Source organism: Maricaulis maris, from assembly GCF_049116555.1.
Lineage (GTDB): Bacteria > Pseudomonadota > Alphaproteobacteria > Caulobacterales > Maricaulaceae > Maricaulis > Maricaulis maris_C.
The window spans coordinates 206,252-230,268 of sequence record NZ_JAGDYT010000025.1 but is presented as its reverse complement, the minus strand read 5'-3'; the positions used below and the strand labels follow the sequence as shown (position 1 = coordinate 230,268).

Here is a 24,017-nt window from a genome sequence, read left to right as displayed (position 1 = left end):
CCGCCTCATCCGCCGACGAACCGGGCGATGCGGCTGCCCATCTCCATGAGCTTCAACAAGGTGCCCTGCGGGAGTTTGCGGATCTGCGCGTACCAGCCCGTCAGATTGGTGACAAAGCCCTCCATGCGTCGCAGACGCTGGACCGCCAGTTTCGGTGTGTCCGGGTCAGCTTCGGCGGCTTCAGCGCACTCGCGCAGGATGTCGATCATTGGATCGATCTCCCTTTGCTTGCGCGCTTCGGCGATCGCCATAAGCATATCCCAGGGCTCATGGGTCGCGGTAAAATGATCGCGACGGTCGCCCAGAACATGCTCACGCTTCACCAGACCCAGCCCCTGAAGTTCTTTCAGGGAGTTGGACACATTCGAGCGGGCGATCTGCAAGACTTCGGTGATCTCTTCGGCGTGCAGCGGGGATTCGGCGAGGTAGAGGAGGGCGTGAATCTGTGCGATCGAGCGGTTCACACCCCAGCGGGCGCCCATCTCCCCCCAATGGAGGACAAATCGCTGCATGGGTGCGGAAAGCTTCACGACGCCTGACCTTCTTCAATTTCTGTCCTGACAGAAACTAACAGGAGACCGAAGCGTTGTCGCGTGTCGCCATGACGCAGGCCGCGCAGTCGAGAACCGGGATTTTTTATACATTCTACCGGTGACCGATTCAGCGGAGTTTCGCGTCTTACCTGGTAGAAAGATACCCGCATGCGCGTTGCAGTCGTCGATGATGATCCTGTCGAGCACGTCATCCTGAGCGAAATGAGCCAGTCATTGGACTTGAATGTTCATATGGAAGGCTTTGCACGACTGGACGAGTTTCTCGACTCGGAGCCAAGCAGTTTCGACATCGTTTTTCTGGATCGGCGCATTCCACCGCATGAGTCATACGCGGAGACCCTGCCGCGACTTCAAGAGAGCGGCTATTCGGGGCATGTGGTCCTGATGACCGCCCATGCCAACGAACCGCGTTCCGACCAGTTTGCGTTCCGTGTGACCGGGCCGGTCGACAAGATTGACTTGATGCGCGGCGATCGCCTGCAGCGGATTCTGACTGCGGGGTCTGGCTGAGGCCTCAAGGGCTGTCCGGCGCCTGCAGGATGTCGCGGATAGCATCGCCAAGCTGGATCGCTTCGTCCGAGCGGGCGGACCCTTTGCGCCAAGCCACCCCGATTTCCCGGCCGACAACGGGCGGATCAAAGGCTCGGACTTCAAGACCCATGCGATCCACAAGGCCGGCTTCCACGGCCATGCGTGGCAAAAGCGTCGCGCCGAGGCCGGACTTCACCATGTGAACGAGCGTATGCAGGCTTGTGGCCGCAAAATCGGCGCGCGCCGAGCCGGTCGCGCAGGCGGCGAGTGCGTGATCGCGCAGACAATGCCCGTCCTCGAGCAAAAGCAGGGGCTCGTCCGACAGGTCGGACGGCGCGAGTGTCTTGTTTCGGGCAAGGGGGTGATCCGGCGGGGCGGCAAACAGGAATTCATCCGCCCACACTGCGTGCGTCTCGATCATCGGTGCATCATAGGGAAGCGCAATCAGGGCCGCATCGATGCGCCGGTCGCGCAGGGCGTCGAACAGACGGTCGGTCAGATCTTCACGCAAAAACAGCTCGATATCGGGAAACCGCTCCCGCAGCGCGGGCAGCACACGCGGCAACAAGAAGGGCGCGATGGTCGGAATCACGCCCAGTTTGAAAGGGCCGGAAAGTGGCTCACCGGCGGCCTGCGCGGCGATCACCAGATCCTCCGCCTCGGTCATGACCCGGCGCGCGCGCTCCAGCACCGCGTCACCAGCCGGAGTCAACACCGCACCCCGGGCACCGCGTTCAACCAGGACCGTTCCGAGAATGGTCTCCAGCTCCTTGATGGCTGCGCTGAGCGTTGGCTGAGTGACGAAGACTGCCTCGGCCGCGCGGGAAAAGCTTCCATGCTCGGCAAGGGCGATGATGAATTGCAGTTGGCGAAGAGTCGGAAGCTGAGACATAGCCATAGATAATACCTATGACTTATCCAAATACAATCCATTGGATTAATCTCAGAACGCCCGTAATACCGGCCCCGTTCACAACGCCGGCAGACAAGCCGGCCCGTCCAAATGGAGAGACGCAATGCTGGGTATCGGCGAAAAACTTCCGGAATTTGAAATCGTCGGCGTGAAGCCGGGCTTCAACGCGCACGAGGAAAACGGCGAGTCGGCATTCGAGCCGGTCAACCAGGACAGTTTTGAGGGCAAGTGGAAGGTCATTTTCTTCTACCCGAAGGATTTCACCTTCGTCTGCCCGACGGAAATCGTCGCCTTCGCCAACCTGGCCGAAGAGTTTGCCGATCGCGACGCCGTCGTGATGGGCGGTTCGTCCGACAATGAGTTCTGCAAGCTGGCCTGGCGCCGCGAGCACCCGGACCTCGACAAGCTCGGCATGTGGCAATTCGCCGACACGACCGGCTCGCTGATCGACAGCCTGGGCATCCGCTCCGAGGAAGGCGTTGCCTATCGTGCGACCTTCATCGTCGACCCGCACAATGTCATCCAGCACGTCTACGTCACCAATCTGAATGTCGGCCGCAACCCGGAAGACACGCTGCGCGTCCTCGACGCCCTGCAGACGGACGAGCTGTGCCCGTGCAACCGTCCGCTCGGCGGCGACACGCTGTAGTCCCGCGATTCTGACCGGCGACCTGCCCTGCGCGGGTCGCCATTTCCCTGGAGCCGCCCTCACCCGACCGGCGCATGGCCGGCCCGGTATTCGGCTCCAGGGCCCTTTTCGCCTTCCCCGATCACAGACCGCACCAGATGGGAGCGAATGATGTCGCTTGACGCCCTGAAGAATGAATTGCCGGACTACGCCAAGGACCTGAAGCTGAACCTGTCCTCGCTTGGCCGTGAAACCGAACTCGATGCGCAGAAGAAGTGGGGCACTTTCCTCGCCTCGGCCCATGCCATTGGCGAGCCGAAAACCCTGGCCGCCATCAGCGCCGCGGCCGAAGCCGAGTTGAGCCCGGAAGCGATCAATGCGGCCAAGGCCGCTTCGGCCATCATGGGCATGAACAATGTCTACTACCGCTTCGTTCACCTTGCGAAGAACAAGGAATACAGCACACTTCCAGCCAAGCTGCGCATGAACATCCTGGCCAATCCGGGCGTCGACAAGGCCGACTTCGAACTGTGGTCACTGGCCGTCTCGGCCATCAATGGCTGCGGTTTGTGCATCGACAGCCACGAAGCCGAATTGCGCAAACATGGCATGACCACGAGCCAGATCCAGGCGGCGGTCCGGATTGCTTCGACGGTGAATGCGGTCGCTGCGGTGGTCGCAGCTGAAAGCTGATTCAGGGTCTTTTTTGCGGTGCGGGAGCGAGTTTGAAAAGTCGCTCCCAAAACGCTGAAAAGGGGATTTAAAAGCGAGTTTTACACAGCCCGGTTGCATTGCTAAAAATAAGTCCGTACAATGAGTGAATGTCGCTGATAGATCACACATTCGATCCGCTGCCGAGGCGGACCACTCGCAAGGACCATGACGTCCGGGGCGGCCGCATATGGTTCTCCCGCGAGACGATCAACAAGGCTCGCAGTTATGACGATGTGTCCTGGCTGCGGGTGTCCCGCACAGCCCAGATCGGCGCCGGCCTTGTGGCCGCCGGGCTTCTGATTGGCAGTGGCGGCACCAGCTCCCTGCTGATTCTGTCTGGGGTCGCGGCGATCGCGATCAACATGCCGGCCCTGATCCTCAAGGCTGCCTACGCCTCCAAGGCGGGCTGAACCCCACCTCTCCCCAAAGATTGACCCCGACCGCGCACCCACTAGTGTGCGAACGCATCATCGCGCCTGCACGGCGCGTCTGGATCGGGGAGAGACTTCATGGGCTGGTGGTTCAAGATCAAGCTGTGGCAGCGCGTGCTGGCCGCACTGGTGCTGGGGGTTGTGTTCGGTCTGGTGACATCCAATTTGATGGGTCAGGACGCAGCAACAAGCTGGATCGACAGCTATATTCGCCCCGTCGGCCTGCTATTCATCAACTTGATCCGAATGTTGATCGTCCCGTTGATTTTCACCACGTTGGTGGCGGGTGTGATTGCGATGGGCAAGCCGTCCAAGCTGGGCTCGCTAGGTCTCAAGACGATCGCCCTTTATCTGATAACCACGTTCTTCGCCAATGTGATTGGCCTCACCTTCGGGGCACTCTTCCGCCCCGGCGCCGGCGTCAATCTTGAAGGTGTCGAGGCCGTGCCAGTCAGCACCGACCCGCCCTCCATTACCGAGCGGCTTCTCGAGATCGTTCCCACCAACCCGATCGCGGCCCTCGCGGATGGCGACGTACTCGCGATCATCTTCTTCTCGCTTTTCCTCGGCATTGCGATCCTGTCGACGGGTGCCGCCGGCAAGCCACTGGGCGACCTGTTCAACTCGGCCTCCGAAGTTGTTCTCAAGATCACCCACTACGTGATGGAAGTTGCGCCTTTCGGCGTCTTTGCCCTGGTCAGCTACACGGCTGCCAGCCAAGGACTGGAAGCGCTCCAGGCCATCCTGACCCTGATTGTGGCAGTCTATCTGGGCCTGATCGCGCACGCGATCATCACCTACGGCATACTGGTCCGCTTCGTGCTGAACTTGCCGCTGGTACGGTTCTTCCGCGGCATGACCGACCCCATCGCGGTGGCCTATTCCACGGCATCTTCCTCCGCGACCCTGCCCGTCACCATCGCCGCGGCCTCCGATAACCTCGGAGTCAAGAAATCCGTTGCCGGTTCGGTCCTGCCGCTCGGGGCCACCATCAATATGGATGGAACGGCGCTCTATCTCGGCATTCTCGCGCTCTTCACGGCCCAGGCCTTCGGCTACGACCTGACCTTCATGAATTACGTGATGATCGCCTTCACGGCCGCGATTGTGTCAATCGGCGCCGCCGGCATACCGTCGGCGTCGCTCTTCTTGTTGGCGATCGTGCTTGAGACCTTCGGGGTCACGCCGGAGCACACCGCGATCATTGTCGGCTTCATCCTGCCGGTTGACCGGATCATGGACATGGCGCGGACGGCCGTGAACGTGACCGGCGATGCTGCCGTGGCCACCGCAGTCGCCAAATGGGAAGGCGAACTCGACGAGGAACGCTTCCGCGATCCCGCCGTCATCTAGCTGCACCGTCCCCGGACGTCTGCCATTCGCATTGAACCCAATCAAACCGTCCCTCCACCTGTCTCAATAGCGGCAAGGTGGGGGGACGGTTTGTCATGAAGATTGCCATCCACACATTCGGCACGCGCGGCGACGTGCAGCCCTATCTCGCCCTGGGGCTCGAACTGCAATCCCGCGGCCATTCGGTGACCCTTTCGGCGCCGCGCGATTTCACCGCCTGGATCGACAGTTTCGGCCTTCCGGCCCGCGCCTTCGATTTCGACATGGGCGATTTCATACGCCGGGCCGAGGCCCTGGGCGTCACCCGCAATCCGCTCAAGGCGTTTTCCAATCGCCGCGAGATGATCGACCCGATGATCGATGCCTGCCTGAAAGAGGCGGTCGAGGGTACGCGCGATGCCGACATGGTCATCGCTCACCCCAAGGCCCTGTTTTCCGCCAGCGGTGCGGAGGCGGTCGGCGCCGGCTTCATCCTCGCCGCGCCGCTTCCCATTATCAGCCCGACCCGCCACTTTCCGATGCCCGGCGTCATGGCAAACAATCGGGCTCGCTGGCTCAATGCGCTGAGCTGGGCCCCGCTTGGACTGGGCATGACGCCCTTCCGGAGCAAGCTCAACGCCTTGCGGACCTCGCTCGGCCTGCCCCCTGTCGGCCATGGTCTCGACTATGGCCGGTATCGGGGTGAGCCATGCCTGCGACTGACGGCCAATTCCGCCCATATCCTGCCGCGCCCGGATGATTGGGACGATAACAGCGTGCTGACCGGAAACTGGGTCCTGCCGGAAACGTCCCGATCTCTGGCGCCAGAGATCGACGCCTTTCTCGACGCTGGCGCCCCGCCCGTCTATGTCGGCTTCGGGTCCATGGTCACCGGTGATGCGACCCGGCTCGTCACCGCCGCGATCGCCGGGCTTCGACAGGCGGGTCTGCGCGGGATCATCGCCCGCGGATGGGCCGAACTTCCGGCCACTGCCGAACCGGACATGCTGGTGATCGACGGCGCCCCGCACAGCCTGCTTTTTCCGCGTTGCCGTCTGATTGTCCATCACGGCGGCGCCGGCACGACGGCCGCGGCCCTGACGGCCGGCAAGCCCAGCCTGATCACCCCCTTCATGGTCGATCAGCCCTGGTGGGCTGAACGATTGCGTGAGGCCCGGCTCGGACACAAGGCGCTGCGCCCTGAACGTCTGAACGGCGGACGCTTTGCGCGCGCGCTCCGGCGGCTCGAAAACGACAAGGCCGTCGCACAGAATTGCGCAAATCTGGGCGCGCTGCTCCGCCGTGAGAATGGCCTGGCCAACGCCGCCGATCTCGTTGAACGAGACGCGGAGCGGTGGGCAGGACTGACCCGAGCTGGAACCTCGTCCAAATCAGGCTAGGCTGCGCCTTCACACGGGTCGGGGAGGCGTCATCATGAAACTGCACCACCGCATGATCGAGCTGGTCGTGGCTGTGAGTGTCGTTGTCATCTCGCTCGCATCCCTCTTTGTCGCGGTCTACCAGGGCATTGTCATGGACCGCACGATGAAGGCGTCGGTAATGCCGGTCATCCAGGTCGAAAGCGGCAATATCGATGATGACCGCGAAACCTGGGTAATGACCATCAACGTCAAGAATACCGGCCTTGGCCCCGCCGAAATCCGCTATTTCAACATGTATTGGGGCGACGAAATCATCCGTGACACATCGGCTTTCATCGCGCGCTGCTGCCTTCCGGAAGACATCCCGGCCGATGATCGACTGCCCTTTGTCCATGACGCTTTCCGCAATGGTCAGCTGAATCTCGTGTTCGACAATGTCCGACGGCGCTTTCTCGCTCCCCAGGAAGACATCGACTACATCGCCTTCGACCGACCGGATGCCGCAACCCAGCCACTTGGCCACGCGCTTTGGGAATCCCTCGACGCCGTGCGCCATGAAATGAGCTATGAGATCTGCTACTGCTCGGTCTTCGATGATTGCTGGATGGCGCGCTTCCCCGATCACAGCCGCGAACCGGTTCGCCAATGCATTGACCCGGCCATTGCGGACTGATCCGGCCCTTGCGGGGCCACGTATCAACCGCATGACCTCTTCGGAACCCCGCTCCAAATCGCTTCTCATTCGTCTTGCTGCCCTCGTCGGGACGCTTGGGCTGACCGCGCTGATTGTATGGGCGGTCCAGGCCGGTGACTTCGGAGCCGCCGGAGACTGGCTGACACATCATCCGTGGGGCCTGGTCACGCTTGCCGATCTGTATTTCGGCTTTTTGATCGCCGCCGTTTTCATCGCTGGCATCGAGCGGGACTGGCGCTGGGCCATGGTCTGGATCCTGCCCCTTCCCCTTCTGGGCAATGTCTGGGCCGGCCTGTGGCTGTGCCTGCGGGCCGGTCGTATCTGGAACACGCTGCGCGGTCGGACTGGCCAGGGCACACAACAAAACCGCCCCGAGTGATCCAGCTGGGCTCAGGCAGCGTAACTGTCATGTCCCCCGAGCGGCGCACGGGCTGACCCTCCAAAAACCGTGCCCGCTCAACCCGCGTCGGCCCTGTCCGCCTCATGTCCCCGGCGGGCAGGCCGGCGTCTCCTCCGGACAGCCCTGATTCCGGATCAGACATCGCCCCTCTTGAACGGGCCAAACCTGCTCCCATATTCAGGCCACATTCATTGGATACGCCAACAAGACAGTTTGAGGCGTATTTTACTTGTTTTAACGATAAACCCGCTTCGAACGCCGCCGCTAGGACCCCGTTAAGGGAATCGGCGCTCAAATCGGTACGCGTATAAACGGGCAATCCCGCCCCGAGGACATCATGGCCAAGGCTCAATTCGCAATCAGCATGCTCGCAAAGACAGCCCTTCTGTGGCTGACGGCAGCGCTGATCTTTGCGTCTCTGTTCGGCGCCATGCTCTCTGCGCGCCCCGACCGTCCGGGTCTGACCTTCTCAAGCTCGGAAACGGTCATTGTCTCCGGCGAAGCCGACACGGTTGCCGAGACCCGCTGAACCACGCCCCGCATCGTGCGGGCGGCTTGACTCTTTTCCACCCGCCACGTACTAGCCCCGCTTCATCTTGCAAGCATCACGCTTGTCTTACCGGCACATCCGCACCAACTGGTCGGGGGAGGTCGGCGAGAACCCTGCTCGGCGAAGGTTTCGCTCAGCGGGGTCGCTTTGCTTTGTGATGATGACGACGGATTGAGGTTTTGATGTTCGACACACTGACAGAACGACTTGGCGGCGTTTTCGACAAGCTCACCGGGCGCGGTGTGCTGTCGGAGAAGGATGTCGATGCGGCATTGCGCGAAATTCGCGTCGCCCTGCTCGAGGCCGATGTCGCTCTGGACGTTGTGAAGGCCGCGACCAGGCAGATCCGCGAACGCGCTGTCGGAGAAGATGTGATCCGCGCCGTCTCGCCGGGTCAGCAAGTCATCAAGATCGTCCATGACGCCCTCGTCGACCTGCTGGGCGGTGACGGCGAGCCGGTCGGCCTATCCCTGGACGGCGAGCCGCCGGTCGCGATCCTGATGGCCGGTCTGCAGGGCTCCGGTAAAACCACGACCTCGGCCAAACTCGCCAAGCGCATCCAGGCGATGCACAAGAAGAAGGTCCTGCTGGCCTCGCTCGATACGCGTCGCCCGGCCGCCATGGAACAGCTCCAGCAGCTGGCCGGCCAGATCGATGTCGCCTTCCTGCCAATCGTTCCGAACCAGCGCGCGGTCGACATTGCCAAGCGTGCGATGAGCGCCGGCCGCCTGCAGGGCTTTGACGTCGTCATCCTCGATACGGCCGGTCGGACCTCGATCGACGAGGACATGATGGCCGAGGCGCATGAGATTGCGCGCGTCACCAATCCACACGAGACCCTGCTGGTCGCCGACGCCCTGACCGGTCAGGACGCCGTCGAGACCGCCCGTCGTTTCCACGCGCGCCTGCCGCTGTCCGGCCTGGTGCTGACGCGGATGGATGGCGATGGCCGTGGCGGCGCCGCCCTGTCCATGCGCCACGTGACCGGCCTGCCGATCAAATTCCTTGGCGTCTCGGAAAAGCCTGACGGGCTGGATGCCTTTGACGCCAAGCGCGTCGCCGGCCGCATTCTTGGCCGCGGTGACATCATCTCGCTGGTCGAGAAAGCCGCCCAGAATGTCGACGAGGAAAAAGCCGCCCGCATGGCCAAGAAAATGGCCAAGGGCAAATTCGATCTCGACGATCTGCGCGAGCAGTTCGGCCAGCTCAAGACCATGGGCGGGCTTGGCGGCATCATGGGCATGCTGCCGGGCATGAACAAGAAGATGCAGGCCCAGGCGGCCGCCGCCGGCATGGATGACAAGATGCTGACCCGCCAGGAAGCCATCATCCAGTCGATGACCCGACAGGAGCGCGCCAAGCCGGAAATCCTCAAGGCCAGCCGCAAGAAGCGCATCGCCGCCGGTTCCGGTGTCACCGTCGCCGACGTCAACAAACTGCTCAAAATGCACCGCCAGATGGCGGACATGATGAAGAAGGTCTCGAAGGGTGGCCGCGGCGGCCTGGCCAGCATGATGGGTGGAATGCCCGGTGGCATGCCGCCTGGCATGAAGGGGATGAACCCAGCTGATATGGGCAAGGCCACACAGGACCTGCTCGGCGGCAACGCTCCCTCCGGCACCCAACTGCCCGGCCTTGGAAACACAAACACCAGCAAGCCTGCCAGCCTGCCGGGACTGGGCGGTGCACCGCTTGGTCCGGACGGGCTGCCGCTCGGCTTGCCCAGAAAATAGTCACGTTATTCAAAGATCAAACTGAAGGAATACCCCATGTCTCTGAAAATCCGTCTCGCCCGTGGTGGCGCCAAGAAGCGTCCCTACTACCGTATCGTCGTTGCCGACAGCCGTTCGCCGCGCGATGGCCGTTTCATCGAGAAGATCGGCTCCTACAACCCGATGCTGCCGAAAGACGGTCAGCGCGTCGAGCTGGACATGGACAAGGTGAAGGCCTGGATCGCCAAGGGCGCCAAGCCGACCGATCGCGTCGGTCGCTTCATCCACCAGATCGAGGCTGACGCCTGGAAGTGGGAAGCCAGCAACAACCCGAACAAGGGTGAGCCGGGCCAGAAAGCCAAGGAACTCGCTGCCGAGAAGGCCGAGAAGGAAGCCGAGCGCAAGGCGGCTGCCGAAGAAGCCAAGGCCGCTGCTGCCGCCCCGGCCGCTGAAGAAGCGCCTGCTGAAGAGGCTCCGGCCGCTGAAGCTGCTGCTGAAGAAGAAAAGTCCGAATAGGACTTTCTCTCCTGACACGCTGGGTGGACGGTCCTTCCCCTTGATGGGGAAGGTGTCCGCGCAGCGACGGAAGGGGTGAAACGCAAAGCGTGAATTCGCAGACCGTTTCACCCACTCCGACCCCTCCTTCGCTATCGCTACGGAGGGCCCACCTCGCCCATCGAGGGCGAGGACCTTATCCCTCTCAGGATACATGCCATGACCACGCCCGCCGACGATCTCGTCTTCATTGCCGCCATCGCCGGCGCCCACGGGGTCCGTGGCGAGTGCAAGGTCAAGAGTTTCGCCGGCAATCCGGCTGACGCCTTTATCTATGGCGCCTTCCTGGACACGGACGGCAAGACCCTCCTGACGCCCAAGGCCGCCCGGCCGGTCAAGGACGGTTTCGTGGTCCGTTTCGCCGAACCGCTCGACCGCGACAGGGCCCAGGCCCTCAAGGGCACAAAACTCCACGTCCTCCGTTCCGCCCTGCCTGAGTTGGAAGAGGACGAATTCTACCATTCCGACCTGCTCGGCCTGAAAGTCCAGGCCCTCGACGGTGCCCCGATGGGCACACTCAAGGCCGTCCATGATTTCGGCTCCGGCGACCTGCTGGAGATCACCGGCACGCCCGACCGCAATGGCAGCTGGATGCTCCCCTTCACGCGCGAATTCGTCCCGCACCTTTCGATTGCCGACGGTGTGGTGACAATCGACCCGCCGGAAGATGTCGGCTCGAAGGCTGAGGAAGAGGCGGGCGAGTAGGCGAAGCGGCACACCTCGGGGCTGCGGAGGGCGCATTCGCTGATTGCCGAGACCGGTTGAGCTAGGGCAAGGTACAGACGATGAGTTTTGCCGCTTTACCCGCTCTGTTTCTGGCCGTCATGTCCAGCTCCCATGAGGAAGCAGGGCGCGGCCCCAGCGAACCCAATAACGACGCCGCGCGCACCTGTGGCTTTCTATCGGATCTGGTGAACGAGCAGGCGTCGACAATCGAAGAAGACCGCGGGGACGTTCTCGGCGTATCGCGGATGTATCGGCCTGTTTCGGGCGACGAAACCGACCTCGTCGACGAGATCGCCAATCGACCCATGTTACATGCGGATCGATTTCTGGCGCGGATCGGCTTGTCGGCTGGCGCCTACCTGGATTTGATCGCGCGGGCGCTGATGCCGTCATCCGAGAGTGAGCTTGAGGTTGACTGCCCGGGCCTGCTGGCACAATGGCCAGACGCGGATGAGGCGATGACGGTCTGGTCGCGCAGATTTGAAAGCCGACAAGCCAGAAGCGCCTTGCCGGAAGACCATCCGGACTATCTGCCACCCGTCGAGTGGATGGCCTGCGGACCCGCAGGTGAAGCGGTGCCCCGGCTGAATGTAATTCTCGTCTCTCGGCCGGTGTTTGATGAAGCGGGACATTCTGCCATCGCGGAAGTCCGATCCGGCCTGACGCAATACATGCAGGAAGATGGGCGCTGGGTCCCTCTTGGAATTTTGCGCCCAACCTATTGCTAGGTAGCGCTGACTCCCCCCTCCCCAACGCCCCTCATCCCTGCTACACCCGCGCGCCATGACTCACGCCACCACCCCTTCCCTGCCTTGGACCGCGACCGCGCTGACGCTCTTCCCGGATGCCTTTCCGGGACCCCTGGGTGTTTCGCTGATTGCAACAGCTGCGAATCATGGGTTGTGGGCGCTTGAAACTGTGGACATCCGGGATTTTTCCCGTCATAAGCACCGCTCCGTGGACGACACCCCTGCTGGCGGAGGCGCCGGTATGGTGCTCAGGCCGGATGTCGCGACGGAGGCGATTGATGCGGTGCAGTCTCGCTGGCAAGGCGAGAAACGACCGTTGATCTATTTGACGCCGCGCGGAAAACCGCTGACCCAGTCCCGGGTTCGGGAATGGGCTGAGGGTCCGGGCGTTGTCGTGTTTTGCGGACGCTTCGAAGGCCTCGACCAGAGGGTGATCGAAAGCCGCGAAATGGAAGAGGTCAGTGTTGGCGATGCCGTGCTGGCCGGGGGCGAAGCGCCCGCGCAGGTTCTCATCGAGGCCTGTGTGAGACTTCTCCCCGGCGTGCTGGGCGACCCGATGTCGGCCGAGGATGAAAGTTTCGAGGGTGATCTCCTCGAATATCCTCACTACACGCGACCGCGCGTGTTTGAGGATCGGGAGATCCCGGACGTCCTGTTGTCGGGGCATCATGGCCGTGTTGCGGCCTGGCGCCAGGAGCAGGCTGAGAAAATTACGAAGGCGCGTCGCCCCGACCTCTGGACGAGGTACAAGGCCCGCAAGGAGAATGCACGATGAACATGATCGAGCAGCTTGAACAAGAAGAAGCCGCCCGCGTCCTGGGTGACAAGAAAATTCCGGATTTCAGCGCCGGCGACACGCTGCGCGTCCATGTTCGCATCAAGGAAGGCGAACGTGAGCGGATCCAGGTCTTTGAAGGCGTCTGCATCGCCCGCAATGGCGGTGGCCTGAACGAGAGCTACACCGTCCGCAAGATCTCCTTCGGTGAAGGCGTCGAGCGCGTTTTCCCGCTCTACTCGCCGAATGTCGAGCAGATCGAGATCAAGCGTAAGGGTAAAGTCCGCCGCGCCAAGCTCTACTATCTGCGCGATCGTCGCGGCAAGTCGGCCCGTATCGCCGAGCGCGTCACCGGTCGTGGCATTGAAAAGCGCGAGCCGAAGAAGAAGGGCTAGTCCCACCTCTTCGCGACAGCGACACGAAAAACCCCGTCAGCCTGGCTGGCGGGGTTTTTTCATCCGATCGCTCTGCAATTCGGGCCCAAGTGTCGCTGTGACTGGCTTGCGCGAGAATTCTGTGCCCGAATACGCGCTGATCCGCTCGCCGCTTGAATGACAGGACCGCCACCGAGATGTCGATGACGCCGCAAGAAGCCTTTGCTCGTTCCCAGTCCGGGTTCGCCGCCTATCGCGACCATCGCTTCGTCGATGCCGAATCCGTTGCCGATGCCATTCTCGCCACCCTGCCGAACGACCCCAACGGGCTCTATCTGAAGGCGATCTGCCGACGCGCCCGGCAGGATCCGGACGCCGCACTCTTGTGGATCAAACAGGCCTGTGATGCGGCCCCGGGGCAGATGGGCTTCGAGCTGGCCGCCGCCCAGATCCTTGGCGATCTCGCGGATTATGTTTCCGCGCGAAGCCGCTTCGACGCCATTTCCGATGCCTTCCCGGACGCTGTGGAACCCCACGTACTGCGCGGCGCCATGGAGCGTCAGGCCAATGATCTTGCCGCTGCGCGTGCGGCATATGAAGACGCCCTGACGCGGCAGGCCGGTCATGTCGAAGCCCATCGGGGCCTGGCTATTGTGTGTGAGAATCAGCGTGACTGGTCGGCGGCGCGCGAGCATGCGGACGCGGTCCTGGCCGTCGAACCAAGCGATGCGGCCGCCCTTTCTGCACGCGCTGGCTCCGACCTCGCCAACCGGACGCCGGACCGGGCGCGCCAGCTGATCGAGGCGCAATTCGATGCCAGCCGGGCGAATCCGGCGGTCAATGCTTCCGTCTGGCGCCGCCTGGGTGATGCCTGCGAAGCAATGGACGACCATGCGGCCGCCTTCGCGGCCTGGGAGACGGGCTATTCAGCCCTGCGCGAGCATCTCGCGCCGGGCGGGCAATTCTTCGATGGCCTGCATGGGCTAGACAGCCTGAAACGGCTGACAGCCGCCTATGCGACCATCAAGCCGCCGAGCCTGCCGGCACCTGACAAGTGCCGCTCGCCGGTCTTTCTTGTCGGCTTTCCGCGGTCAGGCACGACGCTGCTGGAACAAATCCTGGCCAGTCACTCGCGGATCTCCACGAGTGACGAGGCCCTTCTGGTCCAACCCATCCTCGATGAGGCCGGCGACAGTGATGACAGTCTGCGGCGCTTCTTCGCGGCCCTGCCCCGGAACCGGGCTCGGCTGCAAAGCGAATACTGGGAGCGCGCGAGAGCGCTCGGCGTACCGGACGACACCGTCTTCATTGACAAATTGCCGCTGAATTTGCCCTGGCTGGGCGTGCTGGGGCAGGTCTTCCCGAATGCCCGGGTCCTGTTGGCACTGCGCGATCCACGGGACAGCGTGTTCTCGACCTTCAAGCGGCTCTTCCAGTTCAACACGGCGATGCTGCGCACCTACACGCTGGCCGACACGGTCGCGCTTTACGATGCCACCATGAAAGCCGGCGAAGCGGGCCGCAAGGTGGCACCGGACCTGCGCGTCACCCAGGTCCGCTATGAAGACATCGTGACCGACATGAAGGACGAGATCGCGCGGGTGCTTCTGGCGCTCGGTCTGGAATGGGAAAGCGAGATGGCCGACTATCGCGAGCGCCTGTCGCCCAGCCTCTCGACACCCTCAGCCTCGCAGGTGGAGGAGGCCATTCATGACCGCTCCATCGGTCTCTGGCGGCACCATGCCGAGGCGCTGGAGCCCTATCGGGCCCAACTCGATCATTGGATCAACCATTGGGGCTATCCCGCCCGATAAAGGCTGAAAGCCGTCAGTCCGCGTCCTCTATACGGTGCATATCCTCATCGGAGAGGCCGAAATGATGGCCGATCTCATGCACCAGGACATGAGCAATCAATTCGCCCAGCGTGATGGATCCGTGATCGGCCCATTCATCAAGGATAGGGCGGCGGTAGAGGACCACCCGGTCCGGCTCAGGCGACGGGTCCGAGACCGATTTCTGCGACAGGTCCACGCCGATATAGACGCCGGTCAACTCAAACGGGTCGGTCAGCCCGACCGCGGCCAGGGTCTCGGCATCCGCAAATTCACTGACAAAGACGTCCACCCGACCGCAAAGCGCCCGCATCTCGCCAGGCAATGCCTCAAAGGCGGACGCGGCGAGCCGCTCGAAATCATCCAGCGATGGCGCGATACTGTCTGCGGTCATGGCGCGTCTTTCTGTCATCCCGCCTCAATCTGATCGAGCCCGACTGGCTTGAACAGAGGCATGATCAGCATACGCTTGCAGCGCGAACAAATCAGGTACAAACTCCGGCAATGTCCAGAGATGATGTCGCCTCAACCGCCAACCCGCTGATCGATGATGCTCAGGCCCTGACGCGTGGCGCCGCGCGCCTGCTCTGGCATATGGGATATAGCGCGGTCCCGGAGTTCAGCCTTCCCGATGGACGGCGCGCCGATCTCGCTGCGCTTGGTCGCAAGGGCGAGATCACCATTATAGAGATCAAGTCCGGCCTTGCCGATTTCCGCGCCGACAGCAAATGGACCAATTATGCCGGCTATTGCGACCGGCTCTATTTCGCGGTGTCCGAGCGCTTTCCCCGTGACGTCATTCCGGACGATGCCGGTCTGATCATCGCCGACGGCTTCGGCGGTGCGATTGTCAGGGAGAGCCCGATTCTCAAGCTCGCCCCCGCCCGACGCAAGGCGCTGACCTTGCGCTTTGCCCGGGCCGCCGCAGACCGGCTGATGCGTGTGGGCGAGCCCTCGGCCGACACGGCGTCGACCGCCGATTGACAGATCAGGCGTCTGCCGTGGCCGAGACCCGATCCACAACTTCCAGAAACGCCTCCAATCGCGGCGCGAAGCGCGCGTCAACGGCGTCACGAACCGCCGCCGGCGCCTTGTCGGGAGACCCGGCATTCACAGGAGGCGCCGGATCATACTCCAGACCCAGCTGGATGGCCTGGGCCAATGCCTCGCCATAAAGTTCGCGCACGATCGTCAGCGCGAAATCAATCCCGGCCGTGACGCCGCCGCCGGTGAACAGGTTTCCGTCCCGGACAACCCGGGCAGTGACCGGCTCGGCACCGAAGCGGGACAGGGAGGCGTGATAACGCCAGTGGGTGGTGGCCTTGCGGCCCTCGAGCAGCCCTGCTGCCCCGAGAACAAACGCCCCTGTACAGACCGAGGTCATGAATTGCGCCCCGGCGGCCTGCCGGCGCAGGAAGTCCACCGTCGCCGCATCTTCCATCGCCGCGTCGACGCCCCAACCGCCGGGCACACAGATCAGGTCGAGCTGCGGACACTCGGAGAAGCGGGTGTCAGCAAGAATGAAGGGTCCGCAATCCGTCCTTACCGGACCGGCCTCCCGGGCGACCAGGTGGATCTGGACGCCTGGAATTCGGCTGAGCACTTGCAGCGGCCCGGTGAAGTCCAGCTGGGTGAGGTCGTCGAACAGGACAAAGCCGATATGTTTCAGACGGGGCATGCATGTCTCCAATCCCAGCCACGCGCAAGCTAGCCATCGCCATCAGAAGCGGGAATGCCAAACCCCCCGCAAATCCTGTCAGCGACTGTCCGGCGAGACGCGCCAGGGCGGATCGATGCGGTTTTCGCCCGCGTAGTAGAGTTTGATGCGATGACCATCCGGGTCCCGAAGAATTGCTTCACGCCAAAGCCAGCTCTCGTCACGCGGCCCCGTTTCAAAATCAAACCCCGCCGCCTGCAGGCGGTGGTAATCCGCGTCCATGTCCTCGGATTCCAGATAGATGACCGCCCCGGTCCCAACCGGTATTTCGACATGGATCGAAAAGGTCGCATCCCCGTCCGGTGCGAGAAACCGACAATAATGCGGACTGTCGACCAGGAGCCGGAAGCCGAGGCGCGCGTAGAAATCCTTCGAACGCGGAATGTCGCTGACGGGAAGGGTGATCTGGTTAAGGCGCATCGCGGGTCTCTTCGCGCGGGTCCGCAATCCTGTCGAGCGGTCTGATCAGACGATCAATCGTGAGATCAGACATCAGATAGGCCCAGCCATCGCTGAGCGCATTGAGCGCCGACGCTTCAGCGGCTGCATCATCGGTGATGGCTGACGCCGTGATCAGCGCCCAGCGGGTTTCGCCCAGCGCCTTGACGTCAATCCGAACCCTCAGACCCGAAAAGGTTTCGGCCGTGTGGTGGGCCACGAACTCACCGCCCAACCGGTCCGCGCGGCGAACATCACGGAAGCGAACGCGGCCAAGCGCGGCTGCCGGGCCATTCCCGGCTGCGGCGGTTATGGTCTGCCAGCCAGCTGGTTGCCGCAGGGCGAAATTCCGTGACGCCGTCGATGCCCGTTCCAGACGATAGGCCGGGCCAGCCTCCGGCTGGATATCCGCACGGGCAATGTCATTCGTGCCGAGGGAGAGGAAATCGAGATCGAGCCAGGCATCCGCCGGCAGCAGGTCGGGCCGTGCCACCGCACCGTCGCCGAGCCGGGCCGCAAAGGCCCGGTTGCGACCGGGTTCACGCACATAAACCCGCTCACCGCGCGTCTCGCCCAGAAGAATGTCGGCCAGAATGGTCCCGTCCGCATCGCGAACGCTGATACGCGTCGCGCCGTTCTCGGTGCCGGGTTCGGCCAGTCCGAGACGGCCGAGCCTGCCGGGATTATCGGTTCGGGCGCCCTCGAATGTCAGAGCCGCAAGATAGGCGTCCAGCTCGGCGAGGCGTTCCGGCCGGACCGGATATCCGTCCCGACTGGGCATGGTCCAGACGCCAGCCGCCTGTTCAAGGAGAAAGCTTTCGTCCCCGGTAATATCGATTGCCCGGGCGCTGGCCACTGTATTGGACCAGTTTGGCAGAACCGGTCCGCTGACAGCCGGGCGCCAGGTCTCGCTGGCCTGCGAAAAAAGCGTCACCAGGGCGCCGCTTGCAAGCAGCAAGGCCGCGCCGGCAGCTACCAGCAATTGGGTGCGTCGTCGCTTGTCCGTGGTCACACTCATCCGCGCCGCCTCCGTCGCCGGACGACCGCCCCGGCGATCCCGAGCAGGATGATCAAGGCGGGCGGGACGCCGATCGTCCAGAATTGGAGGTCTGCATTGAGCGCATCGATATCCTGCCGGAAATCACGTTCGATTCCCCGCAATGACTCGCGTCCCTCGAGGATTTGTTCACGCAAGCGCATCGCCTCATCGCGATCACTGGCCTGCGAGTCGGCGAGCAGGGCCGAAGCCTGACCGCTGTTCAACAACACGCTCAACCGGTCCTGTGCATCGGCAATTTCCGCTTCGAGCCGATCCTGTGTTTCGACATAGCGGGCCTCCGCTTCTGCCCGCAGACGTTCAACCCGTGCCATCGGGCGCAGGGATGGCGTCCGCGAGCGCAGTGAGACAAGGGCCGGGTCGCCCGCCGCCATATCAATGAGATTGAGCGCCAGGGTCAGATTGTCGGCGACAAAGCTGCGGCCCGTGCCCGGATCATTGCGGACATAATAATTGTCATCGAGCCAGTCTGCGTCGGCGACAATGACGATATCCACCGGCCCCGAGGCCAGCGCGCGATGAGCGCCCGGATTGAAGGCGATCTCGCCGGCGGGTGGCCCTGACGGGAAAGCCGTCTCGATCATGCCCGTAACGCGCGCCGCGATAATGGGCGCCTCGCTTGCCGCATTGTAGTCCTGCAACAGGGCGTCCGGTCCCGGCGCACCTGCGGCTATGTCAGCGTCCAGCAACGCGCCTTCCGGCGATGTCGACAGGAGAGGTGTCACTTCGACACCGGCAAGCGGATTGATCGACAACGCGCCGGGCGAACCGAAATTCAGGCCGAGATCGAGGGTGGCCGTGGCCAGATCTGTCTGGCTGATCTGGCCCGCGCCCAGTGAAAACCAGAGCGGGTAGGCTCGCCGTCGGGCACGACCGTCGGATTCCACAATCTCGACCGGCAAGCCGAGCTGCCGGTCCATGCTCACCGTTTCACTGTCATATCCAACGCCCCAGCGGGTGAGGAGCGGCCCGAGATCGGACGAGCGACGGGCATTGATCGGCGGCAAGCCGTCCGGACCAGGCCGCAAGGCCATGTGCGCCAGCGGATCGAGGAAGGCGAGGACACGCCCATGGCTCAGCGCGAACTGATCAACGAGATAGAGCTGCTCCTCACTCAAGGCGCCCGGGTGCAGAATCAACAGGGCGCTCGCCTCTGGCATCGCTACAAAATCGCGCTCCAGCCAGATCAGATCATAGGCCGCGTTCAGTTCGGCAATGAAGGCGTTCGGAGCACCATCATCGGGACTGAGCGGCAAACTTGTAAGGACGGCCAGTCTTGGTCGGGCAGGCCGCTCGATGTCGACGATGAGGCGGGTGAGATCGTATTCAAGCCGCGCTTCCGCCTCTTCCCGGAAAAGTGGAATAACAGCCTGTTCGTCGACAGAATTCCGCGCCACGAGGCCGAAAAAAAGATTGTCCCCGCTATCCGTGGGCATGGGCGATAATCCGGCGGCAAGCGCCTCATCCTCGTTCGATGAGAAGGGCTCCGGATCAATCTCGGTTACGCGGATACGCCCGTTGGACCGGTCCGCATACGCGTCGAGAAACTCGCGGACACGGGTCGCATAGGCCCGGATCGCAGGATACTGGGCGGCCTCGGCGCGGGAATAGTAGAAGCGCCACTCGATCGGCTCTTCGAGACGGTTCATGACCGCGACCGAGCCGTCAGACAGGCGGTAGAGCCCGTCCTGTGTCAGGTCGAGGCGGGCGCTGCCGAACCATCGACCCGCCAATTCATTGCCACCCAGGAAGACGACGATCAGGCTGATCAGCATCAGGGGCAGGAAGAAAGTGCGCTTCATCGCCCTCCTCCACGCCGCTCGGCAATGAGGACACCCGCAATCGTCAGCGAGACGAGGATGAGTCCGACAAAATAGATCAGGTCGGACAGGCCGATCACGCCGTATCGGAAGGCGTTGTAATGCTCCAGAGCGCTCAGCCGCGCGACGAATTCGGACAGGACGGCTGGTGCATTCTCCCCCAGCGCCGAAAGCACAAATGGCCATCCCGCCATGGTCAGGAGAAAGGCAGCCCCCGTACCGAGAACGAAGGCCACGACCTGGTTCGATGTGGTCGCAGACAACGCCTGGCCAACAGCCAGATAGCTGCCCGCCATGAGCCAGGCACCCAGATAGCCGGTCGCGATCGCCGCATTGTCCGGTGCGCCGAGATAGTTGACCGCGATCCACATCGGAAAGGTCAAAGCGAGGGCGAGACCGGCAACCGTCCAAGCGGCGAGGAATTTGCCACCCGTCGCAGCCCAGAGCGGGATCGGCAAAGCCATCAGGAATTCCAGTGTGCCGCGATCACGCTCCTCGGCCCAGGCACGCATGGCCAGGGCCGGCATGAGGACCACAAACAGCCAGGGCAGATAGTCGAACATCGGCGCGAGATCGGCGCGGTTGGTGTCGAAAAACCGCCCGATATGAAACGCGAAGGCGGGCGCACAGATCGCGAAAACCGCCAGGAAGACATAGGCGAGTGGCGTCTGGAAATACGCGGTGAGTTCGCGGCGATAAACGGCATGCAGGGTATGGATCACGCCGCTGCCTCCGCGCCGTCAACGCCCTGGGTAAGGGCTCGGAAGGCCGATTCCACCGTCGCATCAGGGCCTTTCGCAGCCAGCGCGTGCGGGGTGCCGTCAAACAGGACACGGCCCTTGTCGATCACGATCGCCCGCGAGCAGACAGCGGGCACTTCTTCCAGGATATGGGTTGAGATGATGATCGCCTTTTCCGGCGCCATGTCGCGGATCAACTGGCGCACACCATCCTTCTGGTTGGGATCAAGCCCGTCAGTGGGTTCATCGAGAATGAGGACAGCCGGATCATGGGCGATGGCCGCGGCAAGGGCAGCGCGTCGCTTATAGCCCTTGGACAACGTCCCGATCGGCTGATCCGCCATCTCGCCCAGAACAGCGCGCTCAAGCGCCAGACCCGTCGCGCGCATCAATGCATCGCCGGAGAAGCCACGTGCACGCAGGCCGAAAATGACAAAACCCCGTGGCGTCATGGCCGGATAGGCGGGCGCCCCTTCCGGCAGGTAACCAAGGCGCGACTGCGCCTCCAGGCGCTGGGTCATGCAGTCATAGCCGGCAATCGACGCGGTCCCGCCATCCGGCTCCAGCCCACCGGCGAGCATGCGCATACTGGTCGTCTTCCCGGCTCCATTTGGGCCGAGAAAACCAAGCACTTCGCCGCGCTCGAGGGTGAAGCTCACACCATCGACCGCACGAAAGGACCCGAAATCCTTGATGAGTTGATCGGCAACCAGCATGGTTCGCAGGGCTCATGATCTGACTGATCTAGCGTTAGCGCGACGCGGCGCGCTTGGCCAGAGGCAAGGCAAGTTGTCCATTTCATGAGCGGAATTGGGGGTGTCGACCGGACCGCAGCCTCTTGACCCGGGGGGCTGGGGGGGCTGTCTAAAACCAGGCTGGGAGGCGGTTAGTGCGACCGGCCGACAGGTGAGACGGTGGTCGGGCGGTATGGCCGGAACGCGCCGAGAATGTGGCGACTTTGCGGCGCTGCGTGAAATGTTTGTAAGCTGGACAGGGTGATTCAACTGGTGGGAGAATTCGGCGTGCAATCTTTATCCCCCTTCGCGAAACGCAAGCCGGACCCGGTCATGTGGAACCGGCGCGAGCTCGATGCGATCCTGCGGGTCTATGGACGTTTCGTCGCCCAGGGGGAGTGGAAGGACTACGCCATTGACGGTCTGCGGACCGAAGCCGTGTTCTCGATTTTCCGCCGCGCCAGCGAGGTTCCGATGTTCACGGTCGTCAAAACGCCGGCGGACACCAATCGCCAGGGCCAGTACAAGGTCATCGCCATGAGTGGGCAAATCCTCAAGCGCGGCAATGATCTGACCCAGGTAATGAAGGTCTTCGAGAAGAAGAAATTCCAGGTCATCGACTGAGGTGGCTCTTTCGAACCGGCAAAGAAAAACCCCGGAGCAACCGCTCCGGGGTTTCTTGTTTCAGTCAGTCAGATCAACGCTAGTCGCGGCTGCCCAGCAGGGACAGGATGATCTGGAACATGTTCACAAAGGCGATGTAGAGGTTCAATGCGCCCATATTCGTCATCACGGCCATGGAGCGCTGGTCGCCGGCAATCTGGTAATAGGTGACCTTCAGCGCCTGAGTCTGCCAGGCGACAACACCCGCCATAAGCGCCAGCACTGCAAACTGCAGCAGAAGCTCAAGCATGCCCGACTGGAAGAAAAACATGTTCAGGATGCCCAGTGCGACCGCACCGAAAACAGCCATGAACAGGAAATTCTGCATCGGCATCAGATTGCGCTTCGTCGTATAGCCGAAGACTGACAGCGCCATGAAAGAGCCGGCCGTAATCACGAAGGCTTGCGCGATGGTTCCGAAATCAACAGAGAGGCCACCGCCGCCAATGCGCTGGACCGTCTGGCCGCTACCCGCAAGAACGACCCAGAAGCTCAGGCTTGCCCCGATCAGGGCGACAATCGCCCAGTAAAGGACAGCGCTACCAATCGGCGACGGGTTGCGCATGAAGAACATGGAACCGAAGAGCAGGGCGATTGGGCCCCACTGCACGACGAAAAGAAGCGGTGTGCCGAAAACGAGATTGGTCAGTGGCGGGAAGGTGCCGACCGAATAGGCAATTGCGGCGGACAGTAGAAGGCCCAGAGCCATCTTGTTGTAAACGCCGAGCATGAAGCTGCGCAGGCCGGCATCCACCGACATGTCCAGCGAACCGGCGCCGGGATGAGTGCGGGAAAAATCGTTCATGGAAGACGTCTCTCTTGTCTACGCGCGCCAACACAGGCGCTTTGTGCAGACTATATCATGTTCCCCGGGCTGGAAGGCAAGTTTCCGTCATCAGCGCAAGGGGGGACTGGAAAGCCGGGAATCCCGGTTTGGGCGGCCCGATTGCCTTGGCCGGGAAAATCGCCCTAGTTGGAAGGGATACCCAGCGGATTGACCCATGACACTTCGCCTCTTTGCCGCCCTGCCCGTGCCAGACAGCCTGCACGCCGACATTCGTCGCCTGCAGAAGGGCGTCCCCGGTGCGCGCTGGCGTCCGCCTGAAAACTTTCACGTCACGCTGCGCTTCTTCGGCGAGATGGATGAGCGGCGCGCCGAGGACCTCGACGCAGAACTGGCCAATATCGTCATGGCCCCGTTCGAGCTGGCGCTGCTCGGCTCGGGCTGGTTCGGCAAGCTGGATCCGCGCGCACTCTGGCTGGGCGTCCGCCCCAGCGAGGCATTGCTCCAACTCAATGCAAAGTGCGAGCGCGCGGCGCGGCGGGCCGGTTTGGAGCCGGAACACCGCAATTTCCATCCGCACATGACGCTGGCCTATCTCCAGGGCACGCCGATCGAGAAGCTGACCCGCTTTGTCGAGCGCACCGGCGGCTTCGCCACCGAGCCCTGGCGGGTCACGCATTTCACGGTCTATTCCAGCTGGCTTTCGCGCGGCGCCAGAAATATCTACGAGCCGGAAGCGGATTATCCGCTGCTCTGATCCGGGCTCAACGAGGCCAGCAGTCCGTCGACGCTCCGCTCGATCATGTCGAGCACGCCCTCAAACCCGTCCTCGCTCCCATAATAGGGGTCCGGCACATCAACCCCGGTCTCGCCAGCCCAATCCATCATCAGACTGATTCGGGCTCCGCGCCCGGCACCGGGCATGCGGCGCAGAAAGCGCAAATGGCTGCCATCCATAGCGATAATGTGATCAAAGCGCAGGAAATCCTCCGGACAGACTTCGCGGGCACTCAGCACGGACAGGTCATAGCCGCGCGCCTTTCCGGCCTCGGTCGCTCGCTCATCCGGCGCTTCACCGACATGCCAGCCTCCCGTTCCGGCGCTGTCGACCTGCCAGTCCAGACCGGCGGCCTCAACGCGTTGGCGCGCCACGGCGTCAGCCGTCGGCGACCGACAGATATTGCCGGTACAGACGAAAAGCAGGCGCACTGG

Annotated in this window: 30 protein-coding genes; 19 read left to right on the top strand and 11 right to left on the bottom strand. The window is 62.7% G+C overall.

Features of this window, described 5'->3' with window-relative positions; translation table 11 throughout:
* Positions 1–5: 5 nt before the first annotated feature.
* Positions 6–512: a GbsR/MarR family transcriptional regulator gene (locus tag JXQ94_RS15230; RefSeq protein WP_421924629.1), complete on the bottom strand. Its 507-nt coding sequence runs from the start codon at positions 510–512 to the stop codon at positions 6–8.
* Between the two features lie 189 nt (positions 513–701).
* Here JXQ94_RS15230 and JXQ94_RS15225 point away from each other — a divergent pair, with 189 nt between their 5' ends.
* On the top strand, positions 702–1,064 hold the full coding sequence (locus JXQ94_RS15225) for a hypothetical protein (RefSeq protein WP_421924628.1): 363 nt from the start codon (positions 702–704) through the stop codon (positions 1,062–1,064).
* A 4-nt stretch (positions 1,065–1,068) separates the two neighbouring features.
* On the opposite strand, the gene JXQ94_RS15220 is transcribed toward JXQ94_RS15225, so the two are convergent.
* Entirely contained in the window at positions 1,069–1,977 is a 909-nt protein-coding gene (locus JXQ94_RS15220; RefSeq protein ID WP_421924627.1) for a hydrogen peroxide-inducible genes activator, read from the bottom strand.
* A gap of 124 nt (positions 1,978–2,101) precedes the next feature.
* On the opposite strand from JXQ94_RS15220, the gene JXQ94_RS15215 reads away from it, so the two are divergent.
* The 15 genes from JXQ94_RS15215 (at position 2,102) to JXQ94_RS15145 (ending at position 14,834) form a co-directional block, all read left to right on the top strand.
* Complete coding sequence (locus tag JXQ94_RS15215) at positions 2,102–2,647, top strand: peroxiredoxin (protein WP_421924626.1); 546 nt, start codon at positions 2,102–2,104, stop codon at positions 2,645–2,647.
* Between the two features lie 150 nt (positions 2,648–2,797).
* Positions 2,798–3,319: a carboxymuconolactone decarboxylase family protein gene (locus tag JXQ94_RS15210; RefSeq protein WP_421924781.1), complete on the top strand. Its 522-nt coding sequence runs from the start codon at positions 2,798–2,800 to the stop codon at positions 3,317–3,319.
* Positions 3,320–3,447: 128 nt separating this feature from the next.
* Positions 3,448–3,750: a hypothetical protein gene (locus tag JXQ94_RS15205; protein ID WP_421924625.1), complete on the top strand. Its 303-nt coding sequence runs from the start codon at positions 3,448–3,450 to the stop codon at positions 3,748–3,750.
* A gap of 99 nt (positions 3,751–3,849) precedes the next feature.
* The gene (locus JXQ94_RS15200) at positions 3,850–5,124 is read left to right on the top strand and encodes a dicarboxylate/amino acid:cation symporter (protein WP_421924624.1); all 1,275 of its coding nucleotides are present in this window, start codon (positions 3,850–3,852) and stop codon (positions 5,122–5,124) included.
* Positions 5,125–5,219: 95 nt separating this feature from the next.
* Positions 5,220–6,503, top strand: coding sequence for a glycosyltransferase (locus tag JXQ94_RS15195; RefSeq protein ID WP_421924623.1), 1,284 nt, complete (start codon positions 5,220–5,222; stop codon positions 6,501–6,503).
* Between the two features lie 34 nt (positions 6,504–6,537).
* On the top strand, positions 6,538–7,158 hold the full coding sequence (locus JXQ94_RS15190; protein ID WP_421924622.1) for a hypothetical protein: 621 nt from the start codon (positions 6,538–6,540) through the stop codon (positions 7,156–7,158).
* 31 nt (positions 7,159–7,189) lie between these two features.
* Positions 7,190–7,558: a hypothetical protein gene (locus tag JXQ94_RS15185; RefSeq protein ID WP_421924621.1), complete on the top strand. Its 369-nt coding sequence runs from the start codon at positions 7,190–7,192 to the stop codon at positions 7,556–7,558.
* Positions 7,559–7,916: 358 nt separating this feature from the next.
* Positions 7,917–8,108 carry a hypothetical protein gene (locus tag JXQ94_RS15180; RefSeq protein ID WP_421924620.1) on the top strand — a complete coding sequence of 64 codons (192 nt, stop codon included), beginning with the start codon at positions 7,917–7,919 and terminating at the stop codon, positions 8,106–8,108.
* A gap of 203 nt (positions 8,109–8,311) precedes the next feature.
* Positions 8,312–9,862, top strand: a complete 1,551-nt coding sequence (gene ffh, locus JXQ94_RS15175) for a signal recognition particle protein (RefSeq protein ID WP_421924619.1) — start codon at positions 8,312–8,314, stop codon at positions 9,860–9,862.
* A gap of 36 nt (positions 9,863–9,898) precedes the next feature.
* A complete protein-coding gene (rpsP, locus tag JXQ94_RS15170; RefSeq protein WP_421924617.1) occupies positions 9,899–10,357 on the top strand; it encodes a 30S ribosomal protein S16 in 459 nt (152 codons plus the stop codon).
* A gap of 198 nt (positions 10,358–10,555) precedes the next feature.
* Complete coding sequence (rimM, locus tag JXQ94_RS15165; protein WP_421924615.1) at positions 10,556–11,101, top strand: ribosome maturation factor RimM; 546 nt, start codon at positions 10,556–10,558, stop codon at positions 11,099–11,101.
* An 80-nt stretch (positions 11,102–11,181) separates the two neighbouring features.
* Positions 11,182–11,850 carry a hypothetical protein gene (locus JXQ94_RS15160; RefSeq protein ID WP_421924614.1) on the top strand — a complete coding sequence of 223 codons (669 nt, stop codon included), beginning with the start codon at positions 11,182–11,184 and terminating at the stop codon, positions 11,848–11,850.
* Between the two features lie 55 nt (positions 11,851–11,905).
* A complete protein-coding gene (gene trmD / locus JXQ94_RS15155) occupies positions 11,906–12,646 on the top strand; it encodes a tRNA (guanosine(37)-N1)-methyltransferase TrmD (RefSeq protein WP_421924613.1) in 741 nt (246 codons plus the stop codon).
* On the top strand, positions 12,643–13,041 hold the full coding sequence (gene rplS / locus JXQ94_RS15150; RefSeq protein ID WP_421924612.1) for a 50S ribosomal protein L19: 399 nt from the start codon (positions 12,643–12,645) through the stop codon (positions 13,039–13,041). Before trmD ends, rplS begins: the two co-directional genes overlap by 4 nt.
* A 182-nt stretch (positions 13,042–13,223) precedes the next feature.
* Positions 13,224–14,834, top strand: a complete 1,611-nt coding sequence (locus tag JXQ94_RS15145) for a tetratricopeptide repeat-containing sulfotransferase family protein (RefSeq protein WP_421924611.1) — start codon at positions 13,224–13,226, stop codon at positions 14,832–14,834.
* 13 nt (positions 14,835–14,847) lie between these two features.
* Here the strand turns inward: JXQ94_RS15145 and JXQ94_RS15140 are convergent, their stop codons facing one another.
* The gene (locus tag JXQ94_RS15140; RefSeq protein ID WP_421924610.1) at positions 14,848–15,246 is read right to left on the bottom strand and encodes a metallopeptidase family protein; all 399 of its coding nucleotides are present in this window, start codon (positions 15,244–15,246) and stop codon (positions 14,848–14,850) included.
* Between the two features lie 110 nt (positions 15,247–15,356).
* Between JXQ94_RS15140 and JXQ94_RS15135 the strand changes: the two genes are divergently transcribed.
* Complete coding sequence (locus JXQ94_RS15135; protein ID WP_421924609.1) at positions 15,357–15,836, top strand: MmcB family DNA repair protein; 480 nt, start codon at positions 15,357–15,359, stop codon at positions 15,834–15,836.
* A gap of 4 nt (positions 15,837–15,840) precedes the next feature.
* On the opposite strand, the gene JXQ94_RS15130 is transcribed toward JXQ94_RS15135, so the two are convergent.
* The 6 genes from JXQ94_RS15130 to JXQ94_RS15105 all read right to left on the bottom strand — a co-directional run bounded on the left by JXQ94_RS15130 (position 15,841) and on the right by JXQ94_RS15105 (position 21,340).
* Positions 15,841–16,530, bottom strand: coding sequence for a DJ-1/PfpI family protein (locus JXQ94_RS15130; RefSeq protein ID WP_421924608.1), 690 nt, complete (start codon positions 16,528–16,530; stop codon positions 15,841–15,843).
* Positions 16,531–16,608: 78 nt separating this feature from the next.
* Positions 16,609–16,989, bottom strand: coding sequence for a VOC family protein (locus tag JXQ94_RS15125; protein ID WP_421924607.1), 381 nt, complete (start codon positions 16,987–16,989; stop codon positions 16,609–16,611).
* Entirely contained in the window at positions 16,979–18,025 is a 1,047-nt protein-coding gene (locus JXQ94_RS15120) for a DUF4340 domain-containing protein (RefSeq protein WP_421924606.1), read from the bottom strand. Before JXQ94_RS15120 ends, JXQ94_RS15125 begins: the two co-directional genes overlap by 11 nt.
* A complete protein-coding gene (locus JXQ94_RS15115; RefSeq protein ID WP_421924605.1) occupies positions 18,022–19,866 on the bottom strand; it encodes a Gldg family protein in 1,845 nt (614 codons plus the stop codon). The genes JXQ94_RS15120 and JXQ94_RS15115 overlap by 4 nt, the downstream gene beginning before the upstream one ends.
* The gene (locus JXQ94_RS15110) at positions 19,863–20,603 is read right to left on the bottom strand and encodes an ABC transporter permease (protein WP_421924780.1); all 741 of its coding nucleotides are present in this window, start codon (positions 20,601–20,603) and stop codon (positions 19,863–19,865) included. Before JXQ94_RS15110 ends, JXQ94_RS15115 begins: the two co-directional genes overlap by 4 nt.
* Positions 20,603–21,340 carry an ABC transporter ATP-binding protein gene (locus JXQ94_RS15105; RefSeq protein ID WP_421924604.1) on the bottom strand — a complete coding sequence of 246 codons (738 nt, stop codon included), beginning with the start codon at positions 21,338–21,340 and terminating at the stop codon, positions 20,603–20,605. The genes JXQ94_RS15110 and JXQ94_RS15105 overlap by 1 nt, the downstream gene beginning before the upstream one ends.
* A 306-nt stretch (positions 21,341–21,646) precedes the next feature.
* Between JXQ94_RS15105 and JXQ94_RS15100 the strand changes: the two genes are divergently transcribed.
* Positions 21,647–21,982, top strand: coding sequence for a DUF2794 domain-containing protein (locus JXQ94_RS15100; protein WP_421924603.1), 336 nt, complete (start codon positions 21,647–21,649; stop codon positions 21,980–21,982).
* 79 nt (positions 21,983–22,061) lie between these two features.
* Here the strand turns inward: JXQ94_RS15100 and JXQ94_RS15095 are convergent, their stop codons facing one another.
* Positions 22,062–22,826: a Bax inhibitor-1/YccA family protein gene (locus JXQ94_RS15095; protein ID WP_421924602.1), complete on the bottom strand. Its 765-nt coding sequence runs from the start codon at positions 22,824–22,826 to the stop codon at positions 22,062–22,064.
* 196 nt (positions 22,827–23,022) lie between these two features.
* Here JXQ94_RS15095 and thpR point away from each other — a divergent pair, with 196 nt between their 5' ends.
* On the top strand, positions 23,023–23,562 hold the full coding sequence (gene thpR, locus JXQ94_RS15090) for an RNA 2',3'-cyclic phosphodiesterase (RefSeq protein ID WP_421924601.1): 540 nt from the start codon (positions 23,023–23,025) through the stop codon (positions 23,560–23,562).
* On the opposite strand, the gene JXQ94_RS15085 is transcribed toward thpR, so the two are convergent.
* Positions 23,547–24,014, bottom strand: coding sequence for a low molecular weight protein-tyrosine-phosphatase (locus JXQ94_RS15085; protein ID WP_421924600.1), 468 nt, complete (start codon positions 24,012–24,014; stop codon positions 23,547–23,549). The two genes, thpR and JXQ94_RS15085, sit on opposite strands and share 16 nt — an antisense overlap.
* Positions 24,015–24,017 lie beyond the last annotated feature (3 nt).

What these genes read in the sequence shown, in the direction of transcription:
- JXQ94_RS15195 (WP_421924623.1), top strand. Translation starts at nt 5,220, where the DNA reads ATGAAGATTGCCATCCACACATTCGGCACGCGCGGCGACGTGCAGCCC.
- ffh (WP_421924619.1), top strand. Translation starts at nt 8,312, where the DNA reads ATGTTCGACACACTGACAGAACGACTTGGCGGCGTTTTCGACAAGCTC.
- JXQ94_RS15125 (WP_421924607.1), bottom strand. Translation starts at nt 16,989, where the DNA reads ATGCGCCTTAACCAGATCACCCTTCCCGTCAGCGACATTCCGCGTTCG.
- JXQ94_RS15220 (WP_421924627.1), bottom strand. Translation starts at nt 1,977, where the DNA reads ATGTCTCAGCTTCCGACTCTTCGCCAACTGCAATTCATCATCGCCCTT.
- JXQ94_RS15180 (WP_421924620.1), top strand. Translation starts at nt 7,917, where the DNA reads ATGGCCAAGGCTCAATTCGCAATCAGCATGCTCGCAAAGACAGCCCTT.
- JXQ94_RS15210 (WP_421924781.1), top strand. Translation starts at nt 2,798, where the DNA reads ATGTCGCTTGACGCCCTGAAGAATGAATTGCCGGACTACGCCAAGGAC.
- JXQ94_RS15230 (WP_421924629.1), bottom strand. Translation starts at nt 512, where the DNA reads ATGCAGCGATTTGTCCTCCATTGGGGGGAGATGGGCGCCCGCTGGGGT.
- JXQ94_RS15105 (WP_421924604.1), bottom strand. Translation starts at nt 21,340, where the DNA reads ATGCTGGTTGCCGATCAACTCATCAAGGATTTCGGGTCCTTTCGTGCG.
- rimM (WP_421924615.1), top strand. Translation starts at nt 10,556, where the DNA reads ATGACCACGCCCGCCGACGATCTCGTCTTCATTGCCGCCATCGCCGGC.
- JXQ94_RS15115 (WP_421924605.1), bottom strand. Translation starts at nt 19,866, where the DNA reads ATGAAGCGCACTTTCTTCCTGCCCCTGATGCTGATCAGCCTGATCGTC.
- JXQ94_RS15145 (WP_421924611.1), top strand. Translation starts at nt 13,224, where the DNA reads ATGACGCCGCAAGAAGCCTTTGCTCGTTCCCAGTCCGGGTTCGCCGCC.
- JXQ94_RS15095 (WP_421924602.1), bottom strand. Translation starts at nt 22,826, where the DNA reads ATGAACGATTTTTCCCGCACTCATCCCGGCGCCGGTTCGCTGGACATG.
- JXQ94_RS15160 (WP_421924614.1), top strand. Translation starts at nt 11,182, where the DNA reads ATGAGTTTTGCCGCTTTACCCGCTCTGTTTCTGGCCGTCATGTCCAGC.
- JXQ94_RS15185 (WP_421924621.1), top strand. Translation starts at nt 7,190, where the DNA reads ATGACCTCTTCGGAACCCCGCTCCAAATCGCTTCTCATTCGTCTTGCT.
- trmD (WP_421924613.1), top strand. Translation starts at nt 11,906, where the DNA reads ATGACTCACGCCACCACCCCTTCCCTGCCTTGGACCGCGACCGCGCTG.
- JXQ94_RS15225 (WP_421924628.1), top strand. Translation starts at nt 702, where the DNA reads ATGCGCGTTGCAGTCGTCGATGATGATCCTGTCGAGCACGTCATCCTG.
- thpR (WP_421924601.1), top strand. Translation starts at nt 23,023, where the DNA reads ATGACACTTCGCCTCTTTGCCGCCCTGCCCGTGCCAGACAGCCTGCAC.
- JXQ94_RS15140 (WP_421924610.1), bottom strand. Translation starts at nt 15,246, where the DNA reads ATGACCGCAGACAGTATCGCGCCATCGCTGGATGATTTCGAGCGGCTC.
- JXQ94_RS15190 (WP_421924622.1), top strand. Translation starts at nt 6,538, where the DNA reads ATGAAACTGCACCACCGCATGATCGAGCTGGTCGTGGCTGTGAGTGTC.
- JXQ94_RS15215 (WP_421924626.1), top strand. Translation starts at nt 2,102, where the DNA reads ATGCTGGGTATCGGCGAAAAACTTCCGGAATTTGAAATCGTCGGCGTG.
- rplS (WP_421924612.1), top strand. Translation starts at nt 12,643, where the DNA reads ATGAACATGATCGAGCAGCTTGAACAAGAAGAAGCCGCCCGCGTCCTG.
- JXQ94_RS15200 (WP_421924624.1), top strand. Translation starts at nt 3,850, where the DNA reads ATGGGCTGGTGGTTCAAGATCAAGCTGTGGCAGCGCGTGCTGGCCGCA.
- JXQ94_RS15130 (WP_421924608.1), bottom strand. Translation starts at nt 16,530, where the DNA reads ATGCCCCGTCTGAAACATATCGGCTTTGTCCTGTTCGACGACCTCACC.
- JXQ94_RS15205 (WP_421924625.1), top strand. Translation starts at nt 3,448, where the DNA reads ATGTCGCTGATAGATCACACATTCGATCCGCTGCCGAGGCGGACCACT.
- JXQ94_RS15135 (WP_421924609.1), top strand. Translation starts at nt 15,357, where the DNA reads ATGTCCAGAGATGATGTCGCCTCAACCGCCAACCCGCTGATCGATGAT.
- JXQ94_RS15120 (WP_421924606.1), bottom strand. Translation starts at nt 18,025, where the DNA reads ATGAGTGTGACCACGGACAAGCGACGACGCACCCAATTGCTGGTAGCT.
- rpsP (WP_421924617.1), top strand. Translation starts at nt 9,899, where the DNA reads ATGTCTCTGAAAATCCGTCTCGCCCGTGGTGGCGCCAAGAAGCGTCCC.